This is a genomic window from Cryobacterium sp. Sr8 (assembly GCF_004403225.1).
In the GTDB taxonomy this organism is placed as follows: Bacteria; Actinomycetota; Actinomycetes; order Actinomycetales; family Microbacteriaceae; genus Cryobacterium; species Cryobacterium psychrotolerans.
In genome coordinates this window covers 1-20,563 of the sequence record NZ_SOHO01000068.1, presented here as the reverse complement: position 1 = coordinate 20,563, position 20,563 = coordinate 1, and the positions used below count along the sequence as shown (strand labels likewise).

Below are 20,563 nucleotides of genomic sequence, written 5' to 3'. Positions count from 1 at the left end.
ACTCGCCCTACGGGTACGATGACATATCGTCGACGGCCACAACGGAAGCGGGAGCCACAGGTGCCATTCGTCTCGTCTGAGACTCGTTTCCCAGCACTGAACTCGTCGTGGTACGGACGTGCTCGGGACCTCGTCGACGACCTGGTGCGCAAATCGCCGTCGCGATTCGCGCTGCTCGTCTTCACCGCCCTGGTGCTGCTCTTCACCCTGCTGTTCTCCCTTCCGATCGCCTCGGCGAACGGGGCGATAACGCCGCTGCACGATGCTCTCTTCACCGCCGTCTCGGTGATCTGCGTCACCGGCCTCTCGACGGTTGACATGGCGACGCATTGGTCGCCGTTCGGAAACATCCTCGTCGTCGTCGGCGTTAACATCGGCGGCATCGGCGTGCTCACCCTGGCCTCGATCATGGGGATGGTCATCTCCCGTCGGCTCGGGCTCCGCGCAAAGCTCATGGCGGCGAGCGACTCGAACCCCTCCCGCATCCACGCCGGGCCGATCAACGAGAGCCAGGCTGTGCGCCTGGGCGAGGTCGGAAGCCTGCTGGCGACGGTGGCCATCAGCACCCTGGTGATCGAGGCCGTGGTCACCGCGATCCTCTTCCCGCGGATGCTGCTCGACGGAGTCCCCCTGGGCGAGGCCGCCTGGCACAGCATCTACTACTCCGCGATGGCCTTCACGAACACCGGCTTCAGCCCGAACGTCGGGGGCCTCGACCAGTTCGCGAACGACTACTGGTTTCTCGGCGGACTCATGCTCGGCGTGTTCCTCGGAAGTCTGGGCTTCCCCGTGATCTACGCCTTCGCAAACGGATGGCTCAGCCCCCGCCGCTGGTCCCTGCACGTGAAGCTGACGCTGGTGACCACATTCGCCCTCATGTTCGCCGGCATGCTCATCTACATCCTGCTCGAATTCGACAACCCGAAGACGTTCGGATCGTTGAATGCCGGAGACACGATCTTCCAGTCGCTGTTCATGTCCGTGATGACGAGGTCGGGAGGGTTCGCCACCATCACCGTGAGCGACCTGAACGGATCGAGCCTGCTGGTCAGCGACATGCTCATGTTCATCGGCGGCGGCTCGGCCTCGACCGCGGGCGGCATCAAGGTCACCACCCTGGCCATCCTCTTCCTCGCCGCTTTCGCCGAGGCACGCGGGCGTGCGCAGATGGAGGCCTTCGGCCGCCGGATCCCCGCTGACATCCTGCGCCTGGCCGTGAGCGTCGTGCTCTGGGGGGCGACCACCGTGGCGGTGTCCAGCATCCTCATCCTGCAGATCTCGAAGCAGCCCTTCGACCTGGTGCTCTTCGACGTCATCTCGGCGTTCGCGACCTGCGGCCTCTCGACCGGCCTCACCCAGGATCTGCCGCCCGCGGGCGTCTACGTGCAGGCGGCGACCATGTTCATGGGCCGGGTTGGTACAGTGACACTCGCGGCGGCGCTGGCCGCCAGCCACAGCAGGCAGCTTTTCAGGCGCCCCGAGGAGAGGCCCATCGTTGGTTGATCGCATTAAGCACGACGCCCCTGTGCTCGTCATCGGCCTCGGCCGGTTCGGGGCGGCCACGGCCGGCCAGCTCGACCGCCTTGGGCGGGAAGTGCTCGCCGTCGACGACAACGAGGCCCTCGTGCAGAAGTGGTCGGAGAGAGTCACCCACGCGGTTCAGGCGGATGCCAAGTCCATCGACGCCCTCCGGCAGATCGGCGCCCAGGACTTCTCGGTCGCGGTCTGCGCGGTCGGGTCATCCGTCGAGGCCAGCGTGCTCATTGTGGCCAACCTGGTCGACCTGAAGATCCCGCAGATCTGGGCCAAGGCGATTTCGAAGTCGCACGGCAAGATCCTCGAGCGCATCGGCGCCAACCACGTGATCTATCCGGAGGCGGAGGCCGGCGAACGGGTCGCCCACCTCGTCTCGGGCCGGATGCTCGACTTCATCGAGTTCGACGATAACTTCGCGCTGGTCAAGATGTATCCGCCCAAGGCCATCCGCGGGCGCAACCTCACCGACTCCGGTGTGCGCAGCAAGCACAAGGTGACCGTCGTCGGGGTGAAGAGCCCCGGCCGTCCGTTCACGTACGCGACGGCGGAGACCGTTGTGACCGACGAGGACCTCATCATCGTGGCCGGCACCGAGCCGGACATCGAACGGTTCGCCGCCCTCGGCTCGTAACAGCCGGTCGTACGCTACGAGGCCGCCAGCTCGCGGGCTCGGGCGAGCGCGGCATCCGTTGCCGTGTCGAACAGCGACTTGAGGTCGCCCTTTTCGAGCTCCCAGACCGCCCGCTCGGTGGTGCCGTTGGGGCTGGTCACCTGGCGGCGCAGCTCTCCGGGGGTCTTGTCCGAGACCGCCAGCAGGGAGCTGGCGCCGAGGAACGTTCCGTTGACCATCGTCGCCGCTTCCTCCGGCGTGAATCCCTTGTCGATCGCCGTGGCGGTGAGCTGCTCGATCAGGTAGAACACGTAGGCGGGTCCGGATCCGGAGATGGTGCTGAGTGCGTCGAGCTTGCCTTCCGGCACCACGAGCACGTCGCCGACGGTGTCGAACAGCGCCGTGGCGAGCGCGAGGTCTTCGGCGGTCGAACGCGTGCCGGCGCTCAGCCCGGTCACCGCCTGGCCGACGATGGCTGGAGTATTGGGCATCGACCGGATGACGTGCACCGATTCGGGCAGCAGCGACTCGAAGGTGGCGATCGTCACGCCGGCCGCGACGCTGATGACGAGGGTTCCCGGCTCGAGGCTGCCGGCGATCTCGGTGAGTAGGCCCGGCACCATGGCGGGTTTGACCGCGACGACGACGATGCGGGCCCCGGCGACCGCCTTGAGGTTGGCTTCCGGGTCGACCTCGGTGGCCCAGGCCGTGACGCCCTCGGTGCCGGCCAGTTCGTCGGCCTTCGCGGTGGTGCGGTTGGTGACACGGATGCCGCCCTGCACCGTCACGCTCGGCTTGAGGAGCCCCGCCAGGACCGCCCTGGCCATCGAACCGGCGCCGAGGAAGGCGATTGCGGGGAGCGTGGTCGAGTCTGGTGAAGTCATCCTCCGAGTCTACTTTCCGGGCCCCGTCACGTGTCGGCCGCTGGAACGGCTGGCGACCTAGGATGTTTACATGAGCGCATCCGGCGGAAACAAGGCAATCGTGGCCGCACTTCTGGCCAATCTGGGAATCGCGGTCACCAAGTTCGTGGCCTGGGCGTTCTCCGGCTCATCCTCGATGCTCGCCGAGGGCGTGCACTCCCTCGCCGACTCCGGGAACCAGGGCCTGCTGCTGCTCGGCGGACGCAAGGCGAGGAAGGATGCCACGGAGGAGCACCCGTTCGGCTACGGCCGGGAACGGTACGTGTACGCCTTCGTGGTGTCGATCGTGCTCTTCTCCATTGGCGGCGTGTTCTCCCTGTACGAGGGCGTCAACAAGCTGCAGGACCCGCATCCGCTCGAGGTGCCGTGGCTGCCGATCGTCGTTCTCATCGTCGCCATGATCCTCGAATCGTTCTCCCTGCGCACCGCGATCATCGAATCGAACCACGTGCGAGGGACCCAGACCTGGGTGCAGTTCGTGCGTCGCGCGAAGGCCCCTGAGCTCCCGGTGGTGCTGCTCGAGGACATCGCCGCCCTCCTCGGCCTCGTCCTGGCCTTCCTCGGGGTGAGCCTCACGATCCTCACCGGCAACCCCATCTGGGATGCCGTCGGCACCCTCGCCATCGGCGTGCTGCTCGTGCTGGTGGCCATCATCCTGGGCGTCGAAACCAAGAGCCTGCTGGTCGGCGAGGGCGCCGGCGCGAAGGATGCCGCCGCCATCAAGAGTGCGATCCTGGCCGGCCCGGAGACCAGGCGCATCATCCACATGAAGACGCTCTACCTCGGCCCGGACGAGCTCCTGGTCGCCGCCAAGCTGTCCTTCGACGCCGGCGGCCGATTCTCCGAGGTCGCCGGCGCCATCAATACGGTCGAAGCCCGGATCCGCCAGGCCGTCCCGGTCGCGCGGGCGATCTACCTGGAGCCGGATGTCTACGTCGACCCGAACCTCGCCAACCCTCCCACCGACGCGATCGTGATCAAAGGACTCGAGTGAGCCCCACCGCCCTGGTGCTCAGGCACGACGAGGCGATCCATCTTGGCAACCTGGAGCCGGTGCTGCGCGAGCATGGCTATGAGGTGCTCCACATCGACACGCTCCGGGACGATGTGCGCGGCATCGACGCACTGGCCGCGGACCTCGTCGTCGTCCTGGGCGGGGACATGGGCCTCGGCGACGCCGATCGGTTCCCGGCCCTCCGCGACGAGGTCAGGCTGCTCGCGGACAGGCTCGAGGTCGGGCGGCCCGTCTTCGGAGTATGCCTCGGCGCCCAGCTCATGGCCAGCGCCCTCGGCTCGGCCGTCTATTCCGGCCCGACGAACGAGATCGGCTACCGCACGGTCGAGCCGACGGAGGCCGGCGCTCTCTCGCCGCTCCGGCACATTGCCGGCGTGCCCGTGATGCAGTGGCACAGCGACACCTTCGATCTGCCCGACGGCGTGACCCGGCTGGCCGGGTCGCCCCAGTACGGCAATGAGGCGTTCGGGATCGGCAACTGGGCCCTGGCCGTGCAGTTCCACCCGGAGGTCACCGACGAGATGCACGAGCAATGGCTCGCGGCATCCGCTGCCGAACTGCTCGCCGAGGGAGTCGACGCCGACGACCTCCGCCTCCAGCGCGCCCGCTACTCGGCGGCCATGCAGGACGCGTCCCGTGCCATGTTCAGCGAGTGGCTCGACGGGCTGGGTCCTCGAAGAACTCCCTGAGCAGGTCCCCGCACTCCTCCGCGTCCACGTCGGGATACACCTCGACCCGGTGATTGAGTCGCCGGTCCCGCAGCACGTCGTACACCGATCCGGATGCGCCCGCCTTCTCGTCCCAGGCGCCGAAGACCACCACGGGAACCCGTGCCGCGACGATCGCACCCGCACACATCACACAGGGCTCCAGCGTCACCACGAGGGTGCATCCGGTGAGACGCCAGTCCCCTGTCGCGGCCGCCGCCTGACGGATGGCCACGATCTCGGCGTGCGCCGTCGGGTCCTGGAGCAGTTCGCGCTCGTTGCGGCCGGTCCCGATGACCCGTCCGTCGGCATCCACGACGATCGCCCCGACCGGAACATCGCCCGTCGCCAGTGCCGTCCGGGCCTCGGCGAGGGCCAGCCGCATCCATTCAACGTACCGGCCGCTCTGCTGACCCATGCGGGACTCCTCTCAACTAGTAGATTGAGCCTATGCGAGTCCACGTTGCCGACCACCCTCTCATCACCCACAAGCTCACGGTGCTCCGCGACAAGACCACCCCATCGCCCCTGTTCCGGGCTCTCGTCGAGGAACTCATGACCCTGCTCGCCTACGAGGGGACCCGAGGCGTGCGCGTCGAAGGTGTGACCGTGCAGACTCCGGTCGCCGAGGCGCGTGGAGTGCGGATCAGCGATCCCAAGCCGCTCGTCGTGCCGATCCTCCGCGCCGGGCTCGGCATGCTCGAAGGAATGGTGAAGCTGCTTCCGACCGCCCAGGTCGGCTTCCTCGGGATGGCCCGCAACGAGGAGACCCTCCAGCCGACGACCTACGCCGAGCGCCTGCCGGACGACCTCTCCGACCGCCAGTGCTTCGTTCTCGATCCGATGCTCGCCACCGGCGGATCGTTGATCGCCGCGATCGACTTTCTCTTCGACCGCGGAGCCGTGGATGTCACGGCCATCTGCATCCTGGCCGCACCCGAAGGCCTGGCGGCGGTGGAGAAGGCCCTCGCCGGCCGCGAGGTGACCATCGTGCTCGGCGCCGTCGATGACCACCTCAACGAGCTCGGCTACATCGTGCCGGGCCTCGGCGACGCTGGAGATCGCCTGTACGGCCTGGTCTGACCGCGCGGCATCCTGCAGAACCTGCGACGGTCGACACGCCCTGCGGGACGAACTTCGAGAATCTTTGATGAGATTCGTTTTCGTCGAGGATTCTTTGACGAATGGGCAATTCGTGCTGGATCCTCCGAACGTCCGCGGAGCCCAATGGACGTGATGCGCGTCACACCGGGTCATCCCGCGTCACCGAGTTGACACACGGCGTCACAGTCGGCTTGACTCACCTGCATGACAACCAACGCGTTCCCCCTGACCTCCTCCGAGGCCCCTGGGACTGCCGGCATGATGATGCCCGGCAGCGACGTCGTTCTCTGTTGCCGAATGTCCCGCTGACACGCGAACCCCTCGCCGAGTTCCTGCCGAGCTGAATCCCACCGGCCGAGCGAACTCCCCCGGAGCCCTTGAGGCTTCCGCATCCCGGCCATCGGCCGCACATTTTACGAACCCATTTCACGCAACGGACGCGTCGGGTTCCCCGCATCATCATCACAAAGGACCTGTTCCATGTCACTTGCACACATCGACACCGCCCGTTCGGCCCACGTCGCCCGCCAGGACGTCGCCCCCGCTGCACCCCGCATCCGAGCAGTTCCCGACGGCACCCAGGCTCGCGGGTTCGTGCTCTACGTCGGCATCGACGAAGCAAAGGCCGCGGCCGCCGGCACCAGCCTCCACCGCATCGTCGAGGCGCTCAAGGCTCTGACGGCCGGCCTGGCCCCCACCGCCGAAACCTACGCAGCCGTCGCCATCGCCCCCGAGGGCGCCGGCGGCCGGGACGTGGACGTCGTGCGCCTCGCCCTGCAGGATCCGGCGGCGCTGGCACAGCACCGAGCCCCCGCGGATGACCCGGACCGCGCGCCGGGCGGGGTCGTCGTGGACATCTCCCGCAAGCGTGTGATCCTCGACAACGAGACCGCGTCACTCACCTACAAGGAATTCGAGCTGCTCCAGTACCTGGTGCTGCGCGAGGGCCGCACGATCGAGCGTGCGGAGTTGATCTCCTCGCTCTGGTCGGCCGCGGACGAAGAGGACGCCCCGAACGAGCGCACGATCGACGTGCACGTGCGACGTCTCCGCGCAAAGCTCGGGCGCTACGAGGACATCGTGCGCACCGTCCGCGGCGCCGGCTACCGCTTCGACCGCCACGCGGATGTATCCATCCGCCAGGCCAGCACGCCCAGCCCTGACATCTTCTGACGCTGACACCTGCTGACGCTGGGCCCGCGGCCTGCTTAACGTGATTGAGGGCCGGTCGCAGAGGTAAGCGACCGACCCTCTTCCCTTGCACCAAGAGTGTCCTGCAATCACATTTCACGCCATCCGCCACAGCAAACGTTTGACGCACTCCGAATATATAACGAATGAGTAACGAGCGCCAGACATCGTCCCGATATTCTCCGAGGAGTTTTCGCGCGCAGCCTGCGCCGAGATTCCCGGCTCAGTCCCTATCCTTAGAGGTCAGGGATGGGAGTCCGCGTGGCCGATCGAGCCGTGGCAGTCAGCGCATGGGAGGCACTTTTCCGCGCCCAGGTGGCCATCATGCGGGGGCTTGCCGAGGACTTCCCGTCCCGGGAGATCTCCTTCAACGAGTACGACGTGCTGTTCACCCTCTCGAGGCGCCCCGACTGGCGCCTCCGCCTGCGTGAGCTCAACAAGAACGTGCTCCTGACCCAGCCAAGCGTGAGCCGACTCGTTGACCGCCTCGTGTCCCGCGGCTACCTGCGCAAGCTGGGTGACCCGGATGACCGTCGGGGGGCGATCGTGGAGCTGACGACGGAGGGGTTCGCACTGTTCCGCCGGGTGGCCGCCCTGCACATGGCCTCAATCGCCCATCGCATCGGCGACGCGCTCAGCGAAGACGAGCTGACCCAACTCACCGACCTGTGCGATCGGCTGAGAACCGGGGAGTAGCCACGGCCCTCGTGAGCCGGGCCTACCGCCCCTCGGCGGCTGCCAGGGATGCCAGCGCGGCGCGCAGCTTGCCGTCGACCTCGTCGGCAATCTCCTGCATCCCCGGCCGGCCGCTCAGCTGCACCATCGTGGCGGGGTCAATGGCCTGAACGATGGTTTCGGACGCGCCCCGACCGCGGCGCACGACCACGTTGCAGGGAAGCAGGACACCCATGTCGGGGTCCGCCGTGATGGCCCGGTGCGCGAGCGGGGGATTGCACGCGCCGAGGATGAGGTAATCGCCGACCGACTCCGCCGCCTCCGCTCCCAGCTTGGCGGTGAAGGTGGCCGTGACGTCGATCTCGGTCAGGATCCCGAAGCCCTGCGCGCCCAGGGCCTCCCGCACCATCCCCACCGCTTCGACGAAGGGACGGCTGAGTGCGATCGTGTTGGCGTAAGTCATCCCGCAAGAGTACACCCGGCGGATGTCCTGGGAAGAGGTGACGAGAATGTGCCCTGTGCCGATCCGGCGTCCGGGCGTACCCTTACGCCCAGGAGGTGGGTGCGATGCACGCAGCACAAGGGGACCGGATCATCATCCGCGGTAAGAATGTGGAAACGCCGGATCGCCACGGCGAAATCATCGAGGTGCGCGGGGCGGAGGGGGCGCCCCCTTATCTCGTTCGCTTCAGCGAGGGGCACGAAAGCGTCGTCTTTCCCGGCTCGGACTTCCTGATCGAGCACAAAGACTCCGAATAGTTCGTCGCCCAGTAGAGTGAGCGCAGAGGCGCCCTCGCTGACGACGGTCTCACCGGCGATGCCTCGGTCGAACCGCCCGGTTCGCATGGCTCCAGGGGGTATCGTGCGGGGACTGGCGCGGTGGGTCTGCCTTCCGATCATGAAGACCTTCGTTGCCGCGCGATCACGGGCCTACCGTGACATTCCGCGGCCCATGGATGCGCCCCAGGCCCACTCCCCCGGCACCGACAGCGATCGGATCCTCATCTTCGGCAGCGGCCCGGCGCTCGGCTGGGGCGTGCTCAGCCACGACCTCGCCCTGCCCGGCGCCCTGGCCAGGGCGCTCTCGGCCCGTTCCGGGCGGGGCGTCGACGTCGACCTGGCAGCCAGCCCGGCAACATCCCTCGGAACTGCTCCCCGCGAGCTGACGGCCCTTCGGCTCTGTCGTTTCGACGCCATCGTCATCACGCTCGGCGCTCGGGACGCCCTCAACCTGACCTCGGTGCGGGTCTGGCGCCGCGAGTTGACGGCGTTGCTGCGCCTGCTGGAACAGGAGTCCTCCCGCACCACGCACATCTTCATGCTGGGCAACCAGCCCATCCGCTCCATCCCCGTTTTCGACTCCCTGCTCGGCTCGGTGGGCGCCCGGCACGGCGTCGCGCTGGACCGGGTGACAGCGGAGGTCTGCCAGTCCCTCCCACGGACGACATTCATCGCCATGACAGCCGCAGCCCGAGGCGAGGCCGGCCGCTTCCGATCGGCCACGGATTACCGCAATTGGGCCGAGCTTCTGGCCGACTCGATGGCCGCGCCCCTCGACGCCGGGCACCTCGCCCCGGGCGATGCCTCCCCGGCCCAGGAAGCTGCGCCCCAGGACGTCCGGGTGCTCGAGGAGGCGCGCCAGCGCGCCGTTGACGGGCTGGGCATCCTGGACACGGATCCCGAAGAGCGGTTCACCCGGATCGTCGCACTGGCACAGCGCTCGTTCGGCACGCGCTGGGCGGCGTTCACCGTGACCGACCATGACCGGCAGTGGGACAAGGCCAACGTCGGTCCGTTTCCCCAGGAAATCCCCCGCAGTCGTTCCTTCACGGACGTGACGATTCGGGACCCGGGGCCACTGGTCGTGGCGGACGCGCAGACCGATCCGCGGTTCCGCGCCAATCCGCTCGTGGTCGGGGAGCCCTTCATCCGTTTCTATGCCGGATTCCCGGTGGAGTCGCCATCCGGTGAGCGGATCGGCGCGCTGTGCGTGCTCGATCCGATGCCTCGACCGGTCGGCGAGATCGACCTGGTGCTGCTCCGTGAGCTGGCCCTCGCGGTGCAGGGCGAGCTGAGACGCGGGGCGCTGGTCGGCTGACGCCGTCGGGTCCGACGCGGCCGGGCATGAAAAAAGCCCCGCTCTCCAGCAAAAACACTGGCGAGAGGGGCTTTCCGCGTGGTGCGCCCGGAGGGATTCGAACCCCCAACCTTCTAATCCGTAGTCAGATGCTCTATCCGTTGAGCTACGGGCGCGTTGGCGTGTTTTCCAGCTGAAACGCTCGAAGACAACTTAGAAACTATAACAGGAAACGGAACCCTCCCATGTCCACTGGTGGCGGGCGCGCGGCCGGGCGACCGCCGGCGGCGTGCTTCCGAGGCGCTGCCGGAGCCCCTATCCGGCTCCAACGGCCGGTGCAAAACTGACGACATGATGGAGAAGCGCAACACCCAGGCATCCTTCGACTACACGGGGCTCCGCGCGCTCTTCATCAACTGCACACTCAAGAAGAGCCCGGAAATCAGCAACACGCAGGGTCTCATCGGCCTGAGCGCGAACCTGATGCGGGGGCAGGGCGTCTATGTCGAGACGATCCGCGCCATCGACCATGAGATCGCGACGGGCGTCCATCCCGACATGACCGAGCACGGCTGGGCGACGGATGCCTGGCCGGCGCTCTTCGACAAGGTGCTCACCTCCGACATCCTGGTGATCGGCGGCCCGATCTGGCTCGGCGACAACGGCTCGGTCACGAAGCGGATCATCGAGCGCCTCTATGCGATGTCAGGCGAGGTGAACGACGACGGGCAATACATCTACTACGGCAAGGTCGGCGGGGCCATCATCACCGGCAACGAGGACGGCGTCAAACACTGCGCGGCAAACGTTCTCTACAGCCTGCAGCACCTCGGCTACACGATCCCGCCGGCCGCGGATGTCGGCTGGATCGGAGAGATCGGCCCCGGCCCGAACTACCTCGACCCCGGTTCGGGCGGTCCGGACAACGACTTCACCAACCGCAACACGACCTTCATGACCTGGAACCTCATGCACCTCGCCGCGATCCTCAAAGCCAACGGCGGCATCCCCGCCTACGGCAACCTGCCGCAGGACTGGGCCAGCGGCGAACGCTTCGGCTTCGAGCCGAACCCGGAGCATCGGTAACGGCCATGCTGGTCAGAGTCGACGCCCCGTCACCGCCCCGAAGCCGCCTCGATGTGCGGGTCAGCGGCGGGGTCGTGCGCGGGACACGCGCAGGCGGCGTACTCGCCTGGCGGGGAATCCCCTACGCCGCGCCGCCGGTAGGCGAGCGGAGGTTTCGCGCGCCGCAGCCGGTCGTTCCGTGGCCCGGCATCCGCGACGCCTCGCGGTTCGGAAACGTCGCGCCGCGGGCCTACAAGGGCCAGTTCCGGGGCGCCTCGCCGAAGGTGCCGTCCGGGGAAGACTGCCTGACGATCAACGTGCTGACCGGCGCGGTGATCCCCCGGAAGCGTCTGGGCATGCCGGTGATGGTGTTCATCCACGGCGGCGGCTACACGGTGGGATCCTCACAGGACTTCACCGGCCAGGGTGAGGGCTTCGTGCGGACCGGCAGGGTCGTCTACGTCAGCTTCAACTACCGGCTGGGCGCGCTCGGCTACCTCGACTTCACCCGCTACTCGACGCCGGAACGCCCGATCGAGAGCAAACTCGGGCTGCGTGACCAGGTGGCCGCGCTCGAATGGGTGCGCGCCAACATCCGCGGCTTCGGCGGGGACCCGAACAACGTCACGCTGATCGGCGAATCGGCCGGCGGGAACGCCGTGATCACCCTGATGACGACACCGGCCGCGCAGGGCCTGTTCGCCCGCGGCATCGCCCAGAGCGCGCCATCCAACGCCGCCTACTCACGCGAGGTCACCGCCGCATGGGCGGCGGAATTCGTCGAGGAGCTGCGTGCCCTGCACCCCGGGGACGATTCCCTGGCCTCGCCGGCTGACCTGCTCACCACGGCCGACGCGGTCGACCTCGTCCGGGCCGGCCTGGTGCTGCAGATGCGCACGCCGGTCACGACCCCCGGCACGTTCTGCATGGCCCCGGTGGTGGACGGCGACTTCCTGCCCGAACGGCCCCTCGACGCGTTCCGGCACGGCCGCGCGCACCGGGTGCCGCTGATCATCGGCACCAACGACCGGGAGGGCTCCGTGTTTCGGGGCCGGCTGGACATCCTGACGAAGTCGCCGGGTCGCATCCAGGCGATCTTCGAGCAGGCGCCGGCGAGCTCCCACGACGCGATGAGGAACGCCTACCCGGGGCTCCCGTTGAAGCGACCCGCCTCCGATTTCGGTGGGGACTACGCATTCTGGTACCCGAGCATGCTGGTGGGCGAACACCATTCGCGGGTCGCACGCGTGCACGTGTACCGGTTCGACGTGGCACCTCGGCTCATGCGCGTGCTGGGGCTCGACGCCACGCACGGCATCGAGATGTTCGCCCTGTTCGACAGCCTCAACGGGCGGTACGTCCGCACCATGACCGCTCTCGGCGGCCTCGCGCCGTACACGAGCGCGGGCGAGCGGATGCGCCGCCACTGGCTGCAGTTCGCGTGCACCGGCCGGGTCAACGACGCGTGGCCCGCTTACTCCGAGATTGAACGGCTGACGTTGATCATCGACACGGTCGATCGCGTCGAATCAGACCCGCGCGGAGAACGCCGAGCCGGCTGGCGGGAGTTCATGCCCGAGATCTAGCCGGCGACGGTGACTCAGTCACCGATGCGCGTCCACGCGCCGCAGTCCTCAGTTTGGAATCCGACGGCCCAGGAGTCAATGCGCACGATCTGCCGCTCGTAGAAGGAGAAGTCGTTCGCGATGATCGGGTCGAAGCCGCCCTCGAAGCCGGACAGGGTCTCCCAGTAGCAGCCGTCGCCCCCGGGAGCCGAGTAAAGTCCCGGCGTGATCTGGCGGGCGACCGAGAACAGCCCCACACTCGGCACCGTGGTCCTGGGGGTAAAGGTCGCGTCCTTCAAACGAATCCAGGAGCCGCAGTCCGACGTGCTGAAGCCCGCATCACTCGCGGAAATCGTCACGATGCGCTGACCGGAGCCGTAGTCGTTCGTGATGATGCTGTCGAACAAGCCGTCGAAGCCGGAAAGGCGTTCCCAGTAGCAGCCGGCAGTGGCCGCACGGGTGACATACGTTCCCGCAGACAGGCCATAGCCCATGCGGTAGGTGCCGTCACTCGGAATTGCAGTGGAAATCACGATGGCTGCCGTCGCCGCTGACACCCTCGACTTCGATGTGTAGCCCAGCTTCGAACCGCGAACGACAACCAAAATCCGCTTGCCGACATCGGGGCCAGAGGGAACATACGTCGAGGCTGTTGCGCCCGAGATGACGATGCCGTTGCGCATCCACTGATAGGTGAGCACGACAGGAGACGGACTCCAGATCCCCGGGTTCGCCGTGAGCTTCCTGGCGGTTGCAGCCACGCCGGAGATGGTGGGAGTCGGGGCGGCCGTCAGCAGCTTCTCGACCCTCAACGCGGGGCTGGTCCGGGAGGCTGTGGTGTAGCCGGACTTGCTGCCCGAGACGGTGACCGTGATCAACCGGCCGGCGTCCGCCGTGACGAGCGTGTACGTGGACGCCGTCGCGCCGGAGATACTGGCACCGTCGCGCTTCCACCGGTACGCGAGGGTCACCGTGGCCGGCGTCCAGGATCCGGGCTTGGCGGTCAGCGTCCTTCCAACGCGGCCGGTGCCCGAGATCGAGGGAACCGGAGTCGCGGTGAGCAGCTTCTCAATCGAGGCGGCGGCGCTGGTCCGTGAGACGGGGGTGTAGCCGCTCTTGGAGCCCGTCACAACGGCCGTGACCTGGGTTCCGGCATCCGCTGTGACCAGCTTGTAGGTGGTCGTTGTCGCCCCCGAGATCGCAACACCATTCCGCTTCCATTGGTAGGCAAGGGTCACGACCGTCGGAGTCCAGGACCCCGCGGTCGCGGTGAGCACCTGGCCGACCCGGCGGGTGCCGGAAACGGTCGGCGTCGGCGTAGCCGTGAGCGGCTTCTCGATCCGCAGCGCCGCGCTCGTCCGGCTAACGGAGGTGTAGCCGGATTTGCTGCCCGCCACGGTGACCGTGATCGATCGGCCGGCGTCCGCAGCGACGACCACGTAGGTCGATGCCGTGGCTCCTGTTATCCACCGGTACGCGAGGGTCACCGTGGCCGGCGTCCAGGATCCCGGGTTGGCGGTCAGGGTCTTTCCGACCCGGCCGGTGCCCGAGATCGAGGGAACCGGACTCGCCGTGAGCAGCTTCTCAATCGAGGCGGCGGCGCTGGTCCGCGAGACGGTGGTGTAGCCGCTCTTGTAGCCCGTCACAACGGCCGTGACCTGGGTTCCGGCATCGACTGTGACCAGCTTGTAGGTGCTCGTTGTCGCCCCCGGGATCGCAACACCATTCCGCTTCCATTGGTAGGCAAGGGTCACGACCGTCGGAGTCCACGACCCGGCGGTCGCGGTGAGCACCTGACCGACCCGGCGCGCGCCGGAAACCGTCGGCGTCGGCGAAGCGGTGAGTGTGCTTTCCATTGTCAACGCGGCACTCGTCCGGGCCATGCTGGTGTAGCCGAGCTTCGACCCCGTCACGGTGACGGTGATTGCTTTTCCGGCATCCGTGGCCAGAACCACGTAGGTCGATGCCGTGGCCCCTGGTATCGCGACCCCGGCGCTCTTCCACTGCGTGGCCAGTGCAACCGGCTCCGGCGCCCAGGACCCCGGGCTAACCGTCAGCGTCTGGCCACTTCGCGGGGTTCCCTTGATGATGGGCGACGGCGAAGCGGTCAGGGCGCAGGCCGGAGCAGTTCCCTGAGCGACCTGCTGGAGCATGCTGCCGGTGAAGGTCGTCGTCGCTCCCAGGTCGCCGAGGGGGACCGTGGCAAGCCAGTCCAGTCGGCCGGCACCCGCGCACGCCCAGGTCACAGCATTGCCGGCGACGGTTCCCACCGTTCCAGACGAGCTGGAGACATCAAGGACAATCGCCTCGCCGTGCGCGCCCGCCAGGACAGGAAGGTCAACAGCGAGGCCGGCGAGCGCATCCGCCAGCGGCACAACCTGATCGGTCAGGGTCACGTCAGTGAGGTGGCTCAGGCCGGCGAGGGCCGTCAGGTCGGTGATGGCGTTGCCGGCGACGTTCAGGGTCATCAGGTTCGTGGCGAACTGCAGCGGACCCAGGTCGGAGATGTCCGCGCCGGGGCAATCGAGCGCTGTGAGCAGGCCCAGGTCGCCCTGCGTGACGGCGGTGCCGGCGCCGATGCCAAGTTGGTTGGCGACGCAGGCCTCCAGCCCGACATCCCCGAAGGCGACGGGATCGGTCGAGGCGCCGACCTCGGCGTACGCGGCCGCAGGCACGGTGATGGATGCCGCAACGAGCGCTCCGGCAGCGAGAATGGCGGCAAAGCGCCGTCGAGCTGAACCCCGGGTGGCATGTGTCGAGCGTTCAGTAGACAGCATTGATTCCCCCAGGTTGTTCGGACATTCCAGAAGTCCGATTCGCTCATGGCTGCCGAAATCACGCGAGCACGGCCCCGCTCCCGAGTCGGAGCCTAACAACGCCCGCGGGGCTGGAGCCAGCGTCGGAGTACCCCCAAAAAGCCCGGCAATCCCCGCGCGTCTAGCCGGCGACGGTGGGTTCGGCCGACAGGTAGCTGGCCTTCCAGGCCGTGAACGTGCCCGGGCTCAGGTAGGCGGCAACGCCGTGCTGCCCGGCCCACGCCGTCGCGAGGGCCGTGTCGCGGGTCTCGAGCCAGGCGGCGCGGCCGCGGCCGTCTCCCGCGAGCGCATAGATCGTGCCGATTGCGTCCTTCGTGGAGTAGAGAGATGACATGCCGTTGTTCCTTTGCGCGATGGGGGTTTGAATGGACTGGCCGGGGGAACTGACCCCGGTCATCGAGTCGTAGCCGAGGTAGACCGGGTAGGCGAACCACTGGTTCCTGGGGCGATTGAGCGTGCGGTCCTTGTTCTGCACGGTGCCGTTGCCGTACGCACCGACCGGCAGAACGGTCGGGGTGGTATTGCCCTCGATCGTGCGGATGCGTCCCCCGCCGATGTCGGTGACCAGGCCGACGTGCTGCATGGTGCCGGTGCCGCTCCAGTCCATGAACATCAGGGCGCCCGGCTTGGCGACCGTGCCCGTGCGCCCGAGGGCGGCATAGGCCTTGTAGAGCGCCGTGCAGCCGAGGGCCTGCGGCGCCCCGTTGGCCCGAAGGAACCAGTTGACGAATCGATCGCACCACCCCACGGCGGTGGAGCGGCTGGACCAGCCCTCCGTCGCCGGGCAGGCCAGGGACGCCTTGCCGGTCTGGAGCCGCGCCGTCGCGACCACCGTCGCGAGGGACTGCGTTGGGGCGACCGTGAGCCAGGTCGCGGCCCAGGCCTGGTCGCCGTCGAAGAGGTTCGAGGCGACGGCGCCGAACGCGGCCATCGACAGGCCGCCGGCGACGACGGATCGGCGGGACAGGCCGCCGTGGACCGACACCATGCTGTCGCGTTCGCTCACCGTGCCCCCCTTCGCCCTGACCACTATGCCAGCCGGCGCACGGCCCGCGCTCACCCCAGAAGGGGCCGCGCAGCCGCAACGCCCGGCGGAAACGGATCGGCCGCCCAGCGTCAGAGTCGGCCCGCGGCGGGGAGAAGACCCCCTGCGTCCCTGCCCGGTGAAAACGGGGATGCAGGGGGCATGCGATTATTCGCCGGTGGGCAATGCCACAACGACGTCGATCTCGACGAGGATGTCGAAGAGCTGTGAGCCCACCGTGGTTCGCACAGGGAACGGCGCCGTGAAGAACTCCGTGTAAGCCTCGTTGTACTCGGCGAAGTCCTCGGGACTGCCCCGGTTTGGTTGACTCCTAACCTGTGGAGATTCGTCTTCGCTGGAAGGATGTCAGCATGCCCAAGCGCTACCCACCCGAGCTCCGCCGCGACGTTGTCGCCGTGGCCAGGAAGCACGAAGCCCCGCTGAACCAGATCGCGAAGGACTTCGGGATCTCGGAGTCCTGCCTCGCGAATTGGCTGAAGAAAGCCGACGTCGAAGAGGGCGTCAAGCCCGGCGTGACCGAGAAGGAATCCGCGGAGCTCCGGGATGCGAAGAAACGCATCCGGCTCCTCGAGCAGGAAGCCGAGGTCATGCGCCGGGCGGTCGCCTACCTGTCCCGGGACGTCAACCCAAAATGATGTACCCGCTGGTCCTCGAAATGGCCGTCGACGGTATCCCCGTCACGGTGACCTGCCGGGTGTTGCGCTTCTCCAAACAAGCGTTCTACAAATGGAAGCGCAACCCCGTCTCCCAACGCGATTGGGACGACGCGCACCTCACCAACGCCGCCTGGGACGCGCACCAGGACGACCCCGCGTTCGGCTACCGGTTCATCGCCGACGAGCTCCACCAGGCGGGCCTCACAGTCGGCGAGAACAGGGTCTGGGGTCTGTGCTCGCAGCAGCGGCTCTGGAGCGTGTTCGCCAAGAAACGCGGTCTGACGCGCAAGGCCGGCCCTCCCGTCCACGACGACCTGGTCAAGCGGAAGTTCACCGCGACACGCCCGAACCAGCTCTGGCTCACCGACATCACCGAACACCGAACCGATGAGGGCAAGCTCTACCTCTGCGCGATCAAGGACGTCTACTCGAACAAGATCGTCGGCTACTCGATCGATTCGCGGATGAAGGCGTCCCTGGCCGTCGCCGCGGCCCGGAACGCGATCGGCCAGCGCACCATCGACGGCACGATCCTGCACTCGGACCGCGGGTCCCAATTCCGCTCCAACGCCTTCCTGCGGGTGCTGAGGAACAACGGCCTCACCGGGTCGATGGGGCGCGTGGGCGCTTGCCTGTTAACCGGCTAATCCGCGGAGGATGAGGCGACTACCCGCGACACGCCGGGCCGGATGTGCTTGATTCATCCGGGCAGCGGAGGTACTCCTGTCTCATGAGAACCGACACGGATCTTTGGCTGGAGCGCGACGGCGAGTACTGGACACTCGGCGGCCCCGGCGCGACGGACTTTGCTGTCGTCAACGAGTACCTGAGCTATCTGGCCGACCGGAACTACTCACCGAGGACTGTTCGTGCTTATGGGTTTGACCTGCTGAATTTTGCCCGGTGGCTTCGCGCTTCCGACCTGACCGTGGCGATGATCACAACCGATGTGTTGCTGCAGTATCTGGCGGCGTGCCGTCAGGCTCAGATCCCTGGACGACCGGGCCCGAACGTGGTCTCCCTGCAGGGCCAGCGGTTGGATCGCTACGCGACGACGACGATCAACCGTCGAATGGCCGCGATCAGCAGCATGTTCATTTTCCTCACCATGCGAGATCCTGACTTGAAGAACCCGGTCCCGAAGGGCCGGGAGGCGCGACGAATCACGGCGGCTGAACGAACCGGGCTGCTGGGCCATCTCGCCCGCCCGAAGCCGCGCTCCGCGCTGCGTCTTCGCGAGCCCCGCCGACTCCCGCGAACGCTCAGCCGCCAGGAGACCACGGACCTGTTGAACAGTTTGCGTACTTGGCGTGACCGGGCCATTGCCGGGCTGATGCTGTTTTGCGGCCTGCGATCGTGCGAGGTCCTCGCCCTGCAGATCAAGGACGTCGACATCGGTGGCCGGTGGCTGCTTGTCTCGGGCAAAGGATCCAAGGAACGCCGTGTTCCCCTCGACCGTGACGTTGCCGGCGTCATCCAAACATATTTACTCGCCGAACGACCCGAGACCAGCAGTCGGACGTTGTTCGTCGTGGCGAAGGGGCCGACTCGTGGCGCACCTCTCACTGCGGCGGGCCTACGCACCATCTTTCGCTATCACCGCGTCCAGTCGGGAGTCGTCGCCGGCAACGCCCACGCGCTGCGCCACACGTTCGGCACCGCGCTGGCGGAAGCTGGCGTTGATCTGGCCGTGATGCAGGCCCTGCTGGGTCATACCCATGTTGATACCACCGCCCGTTACATTCATCTGGCGCCCGCCCATGTGAAAGCTGAATACGATGCTGCCCGCAACCGTCAACGCACGACCCCCTGAGGCCGCCGCCAGCATTGCTGGCGCCTACGCCGCCCACCAAGCCCGCACCAACCGCGGCAATACCGCCTACACACAGGCCGCAAAGACGTTTCTGGACCGCTTCCCCCACGTCCAGGACTGGGCTGAGCGTCCCCTGAACGAGCGCCTCTCCGCGAGCCAATCCTTGCGGCCGTTCCTGACGTTCCTGATCCTGACGCGGCGTTTGCAGCCCGGCTACGACTATCTTCTCGGCCGTAAATTCAGCAGCATCTGGCGTGACCTCGGCGGCACCGCTCTCGAAGATGACCTGACCCGGTTCGTTGCCGCGGCGCGTGAGCAGGGATACAGCGAACGCGTGAGTTCGGCCATGGCCTCGCAGATCGTTCTGCGTCTCCTCGTCGGGTCGGGTCGGCCATTGAACGACCTCACCCCTTCGGACTTCGATGATTTAGCGTTGGCCGGCGCCGCCCGCCAGCAACGGACCGGGGTGAGCTGGCGGCACTACCAGGACACAACACCCGGGGCCTGGCAGGTGCTGTTTCACCTCGGCATCCTGCCGGGTCCGGCCTCGTCCACGCATCGACTGCCGACCACGGACCGGCTTGTTTCCGTCCCGGAGCCGCTGCGCGATGCGCTGGTGCGCTACCTCAACCGCAAAACAGTCACCTGCGTCCCGTCGACGATCAGCGGCCTGACGACACGGTTGGCGCACTTCGGCCGGATCGTGACAGCCCAGGGTCCGACGCTGAGCTCCCTGGCCGATCTGGATCGGTGCCGCCATATCGAGCCCTACCTCATCGCCGTGTCTCGCGAGGTGAACAGCAAGACCGGTTTGAGCCTGTCCAAAGCCGAGCAGGCCCGTCGCATTCAGGCGATCGCCAACTTCCTCAGCGAGATCACTGAGTGGGGATGGCCCGACGCCCCGCCGCGAAGGTTGCTGTTCCGGTCCGATATTCCCCGGCTGCCACGTCCCCTGCCCCGCTATCTTCCTCCCGACGCCGACCGGGCCCTGACCGAGCAGCTCGCCCGGTCTGACACCCGGCTGGCCGCCGATGCCCTCCTGCTGCAACGAGCGTGCGGGCTGCGCATCGGTGAGCTGCTCGATTTGGAAATGGATTGTGTTCACGAGGTCCCCGGCAACGGGTCCTGGCTCAAAGTGCCGTTGGGCAAATTCGACACAGAACGCATGGTGCCCCTTGACGACGACACCCTCGACCTGCTCGACCGCATCAGCAGCACGCGGTCTGCCGGACGGCCCCTGCCCAACCCCCGGACGGGCCGTCCCGCCGATTTCCTCTTCACCCATCACGGCCACCGGCTCGGCCAGAATGCGGTCCGAGGCGAGCTCGCCCGGGCGGGAGAAGCCGCGGGCCTGGGCAAGCTGACCCCGCACCAGCTCCGCCACACTTACGCCACCGCTCTGGTCAACGCCGGCGTGTCCCTCCAAGCGCTCATGGCGCTGCTCGGCCATGTCTCCGCGCAGATGAGCCTGCGCTAAGGTCAGCTCTTCGACAGCACCATCCGCACCGAATATGAACGCGCCCTCGACCTAGCCAAGGCCCACATCGGACCGATGAATACCGGCCCCATCACCTCAGGGCGCACGACGCTGCCCCTGGTCGACATCAGCCACGGAGACTGGCGGGAAACACCCACCATCAAAGCGCGCATGGCCGGCGGCTACTGCCTCCGCGCGCCCGCGCAGGAAGCCTGCCCCTACGCCAACATCTGCGAGCACTGCCCCAGCTACCGCACCGACGACACCTACACGCCCGTCCTCACCGCG

General features: G+C 67.3%; 18 protein-coding genes, 1 tRNA gene and 2 pseudogenes. 15 read left to right on the top strand and 6 right to left on the bottom strand.

Annotated features, from left to right (window positions below; genetic code table 11):
• Nucleotides 1-60: 60 nt before the first annotated feature.
• The gene (locus E3T54_RS13950) at nt 61-1,503 is read left to right on the top strand and encodes a TrkH family potassium uptake protein (protein WP_370255575.1); all 1,443 of its coding nucleotides are present in this window, start codon (nt 61-63) and stop codon (nt 1,501-1,503) included.
• Entirely contained in the window at nt 1,496-2,167 is a 672-nt protein-coding gene (locus tag E3T54_RS13945; protein WP_092323319.1) for a TrkA family potassium uptake protein, read from the top strand. The genes E3T54_RS13950 and E3T54_RS13945 overlap by 8 nt, the downstream gene beginning before the upstream one ends.
• Nucleotides 2,168-2,181: 14 nt before the next feature.
• On the opposite strand, the gene proC is transcribed toward E3T54_RS13945, so the two are convergent.
• Nucleotides 2,182-3,030, bottom strand: coding sequence for a pyrroline-5-carboxylate reductase (gene proC, locus E3T54_RS13940; RefSeq protein ID WP_134476224.1), 849 nt, complete (start codon nt 3,028-3,030; stop codon nt 2,182-2,184).
• Between the two features lie 70 nt (nt 3,031-3,100).
• Between proC and E3T54_RS13935 the strand changes: the two genes are divergently transcribed.
• Entirely contained in the window at nt 3,101-4,063 is a 963-nt protein-coding gene (locus E3T54_RS13935; protein ID WP_134476223.1) for a cation diffusion facilitator family transporter, read from the top strand.
• Nucleotides 4,060-4,773, top strand: coding sequence for a gamma-glutamyl-gamma-aminobutyrate hydrolase family protein (locus E3T54_RS13930; RefSeq protein ID WP_134476222.1), 714 nt, complete (start codon nt 4,060-4,062; stop codon nt 4,771-4,773). Before E3T54_RS13935 ends, E3T54_RS13930 begins: the two co-directional genes overlap by 4 nt.
• Here the strand turns inward: E3T54_RS13930 and tadA are convergent.
• Nucleotides 4,730-5,209: a tRNA adenosine(34) deaminase TadA gene (gene tadA / locus E3T54_RS13925; RefSeq protein ID WP_134476221.1), complete on the bottom strand. Its 480-nt coding sequence runs from the start codon at nt 5,207-5,209 to the stop codon at nt 4,730-4,732. The genes E3T54_RS13930 and tadA overlap by 44 nt on opposite strands.
• A gap of 32 nt (nt 5,210-5,241) precedes the next feature.
• On the opposite strand from tadA, the gene upp reads away from it, so the two are divergent.
• The 3 genes from upp (at nt 5,242) to E3T54_RS13910 (ending at nt 7,782) form a co-directional block, all read left to right on the top strand.
• Nucleotides 5,242-5,874, top strand: coding sequence for a uracil phosphoribosyltransferase (upp, locus tag E3T54_RS13920; protein WP_134476220.1), 633 nt, complete (start codon nt 5,242-5,244; stop codon nt 5,872-5,874).
• 501 nt (nt 5,875-6,375) lie between these two features.
• Nucleotides 6,376-7,068, top strand: a complete 693-nt coding sequence (locus E3T54_RS13915) for a winged helix-turn-helix domain-containing protein (RefSeq protein WP_092323310.1) — start codon at nt 6,376-6,378, stop codon at nt 7,066-7,068.
• 279 nt (nt 7,069-7,347) lie between these two features.
• Nucleotides 7,348-7,782 carry a MarR family winged helix-turn-helix transcriptional regulator gene (locus E3T54_RS13910; protein ID WP_241977236.1) on the top strand — a complete coding sequence of 145 codons (435 nt, stop codon included), beginning with the start codon at nt 7,348-7,350 and terminating at the stop codon, nt 7,780-7,782.
• Between the two features lie 22 nt (nt 7,783-7,804).
• Here the strand turns inward: E3T54_RS13910 and E3T54_RS13905 are convergent, their stop codons facing one another.
• On the bottom strand, nt 7,805-8,224 hold the full coding sequence (locus E3T54_RS13905; RefSeq protein WP_134476218.1) for a DUF302 domain-containing protein: 420 nt from the start codon (nt 8,222-8,224) through the stop codon (nt 7,805-7,807).
• 104 nt (nt 8,225-8,328) lie between these two features.
• Between E3T54_RS13905 and E3T54_RS13900 the strand changes: the two genes are divergently transcribed.
• Entirely contained in the window at nt 8,329-8,520 is a 192-nt protein-coding gene (locus E3T54_RS13900) for a DUF1918 domain-containing protein (protein ID WP_092323305.1), read from the top strand.
• Between the two features lie 139 nt (nt 8,521-8,659).
• Nucleotides 8,660-9,859 carry a GAF domain-containing protein gene (locus tag E3T54_RS13895; protein ID WP_134476217.1) on the top strand — a complete coding sequence of 400 codons (1,200 nt, stop codon included), beginning with the start codon at nt 8,660-8,662 and terminating at the stop codon, nt 9,857-9,859.
• A gap of 79 nt (nt 9,860-9,938) precedes the next feature.
• Here the strand turns inward: E3T54_RS13895 and E3T54_RS13890 are convergent.
• A tRNA-Arg gene (locus E3T54_RS13890) sits at nt 9,939-10,014 on the bottom strand.
• A 175-nt stretch (nt 10,015-10,189) separates the two neighbouring features.
• Between E3T54_RS13890 and E3T54_RS13885 the strand changes: the two genes are divergently transcribed.
• Both E3T54_RS13885 and E3T54_RS13880 read left to right on the top strand, forming a co-directional pair.
• Nucleotides 10,190-10,924 (top strand): flavodoxin family protein, encoded by a 735-nt coding sequence (locus E3T54_RS13885; protein WP_134476216.1) that lies wholly within the window; start codon nt 10,190-10,192, stop codon nt 10,922-10,924.
• A gap of 5 nt (nt 10,925-10,929) precedes the next feature.
• Nucleotides 10,930-12,489 (top strand): carboxylesterase/lipase family protein, encoded by a 1,560-nt coding sequence (locus E3T54_RS13880; protein ID WP_134476215.1) that lies wholly within the window; start codon nt 10,930-10,932, stop codon nt 12,487-12,489.
• A gap of 14 nt (nt 12,490-12,503) precedes the next feature.
• On the opposite strand, the gene E3T54_RS16905 is transcribed toward E3T54_RS13880, so the two are convergent.
• Both E3T54_RS16905 and E3T54_RS13870 read right to left on the bottom strand, forming a co-directional pair.
• A complete protein-coding gene (locus tag E3T54_RS16905; protein ID WP_166804928.1) occupies nt 12,504-15,245 on the bottom strand; it encodes a hypothetical protein in 2,742 nt (913 codons plus the stop codon).
• A gap of 160 nt (nt 15,246-15,405) precedes the next feature.
• Nucleotides 15,406-16,290, bottom strand: a complete 885-nt coding sequence (locus E3T54_RS13870) for a CHAP domain-containing protein (protein WP_198414500.1) — start codon at nt 16,288-16,290, stop codon at nt 15,406-15,408.
• A gap of 389 nt (nt 16,291-16,679) precedes the next feature.
• Here E3T54_RS13870 and E3T54_RS13860 point away from each other — a divergent pair.
• The 4 genes and pseudogenes from E3T54_RS13860 to E3T54_RS17120 all read left to right on the top strand — a co-directional run.
• Nucleotides 16,680-17,617, top strand: a pseudogene (locus E3T54_RS13860) (IS3 family transposase); the annotation flags it as partial.
• Between the two features lie 98 nt (nt 17,618-17,715).
• Nucleotides 17,716-18,798 (top strand): tyrosine-type recombinase/integrase, encoded by a 1,083-nt coding sequence (locus E3T54_RS13855; RefSeq protein WP_134476214.1) that lies wholly within the window; start codon nt 17,716-17,718, stop codon nt 18,796-18,798.
• Nucleotides 18,764-20,275 carry a tyrosine-type recombinase/integrase gene (locus E3T54_RS13850; RefSeq protein WP_134476213.1) on the top strand — a complete coding sequence of 504 codons (1,512 nt, stop codon included), beginning with the start codon at nt 18,764-18,766 and terminating at the stop codon, nt 20,273-20,275. Before E3T54_RS13855 ends, E3T54_RS13850 begins: the two co-directional genes overlap by 35 nt.
• 75 nt (nt 20,276-20,350) lie before the next feature.
• Nucleotides 20,351-20,563 (top strand): annotated as a pseudogene (locus E3T54_RS17120) (integrase); the annotation flags it as partial.

Coding starts and splice junctions, on each gene's coding strand:
- E3T54_RS13915 (WP_092323310.1), top strand. CDS start 6,376: ATGTCACTTGCACACATCGACACCGCCCGTTCGGCCCACGTCGCCCGC.
- E3T54_RS13885 (WP_134476216.1), top strand. CDS start 10,190: ATGATGGAGAAGCGCAACACCCAGGCATCCTTCGACTACACGGGGCTC.
- E3T54_RS13905 (WP_134476218.1), bottom strand. CDS start 8,224: ATGACTTACGCCAACACGATCGCACTCAGCCGTCCCTTCGTCGAAGCG.
- E3T54_RS13935 (WP_134476223.1), top strand. CDS start 3,101: ATGAGCGCATCCGGCGGAAACAAGGCAATCGTGGCCGCACTTCTGGCC.
- E3T54_RS13895 (WP_134476217.1), top strand. CDS start 8,660: ATGAAGACCTTCGTTGCCGCGCGATCACGGGCCTACCGTGACATTCCG.
- E3T54_RS13900 (WP_092323305.1), top strand. CDS start 8,329: ATGCACGCAGCACAAGGGGACCGGATCATCATCCGCGGTAAGAATGTG.
- E3T54_RS16905 (WP_166804928.1), bottom strand. CDS start 15,245: ATGCTGTCTACTGAACGCTCGACACATGCCACCCGGGGTTCAGCTCGA.
- E3T54_RS13880 (WP_134476215.1), top strand. CDS start 10,930: ATGCTGGTCAGAGTCGACGCCCCGTCACCGCCCCGAAGCCGCCTCGAT.
- E3T54_RS13850 (WP_134476213.1), top strand. CDS start 18,764: ATGCTGCCCGCAACCGTCAACGCACGACCCCCTGAGGCCGCCGCCAGC.
- tadA (WP_134476221.1), bottom strand. CDS start 5,209: ATGGGTCAGCAGAGCGGCCGGTACGTTGAATGGATGCGGCTGGCCCTC.
- upp (WP_134476220.1), top strand. CDS start 5,242: ATGCGAGTCCACGTTGCCGACCACCCTCTCATCACCCACAAGCTCACG.
- proC (WP_134476224.1), bottom strand. CDS start 3,030: ATGACTTCACCAGACTCGACCACGCTCCCCGCAATCGCCTTCCTCGGC.
- E3T54_RS13855 (WP_134476214.1), top strand. CDS start 17,716: ATGAGAACCGACACGGATCTTTGGCTGGAGCGCGACGGCGAGTACTGG.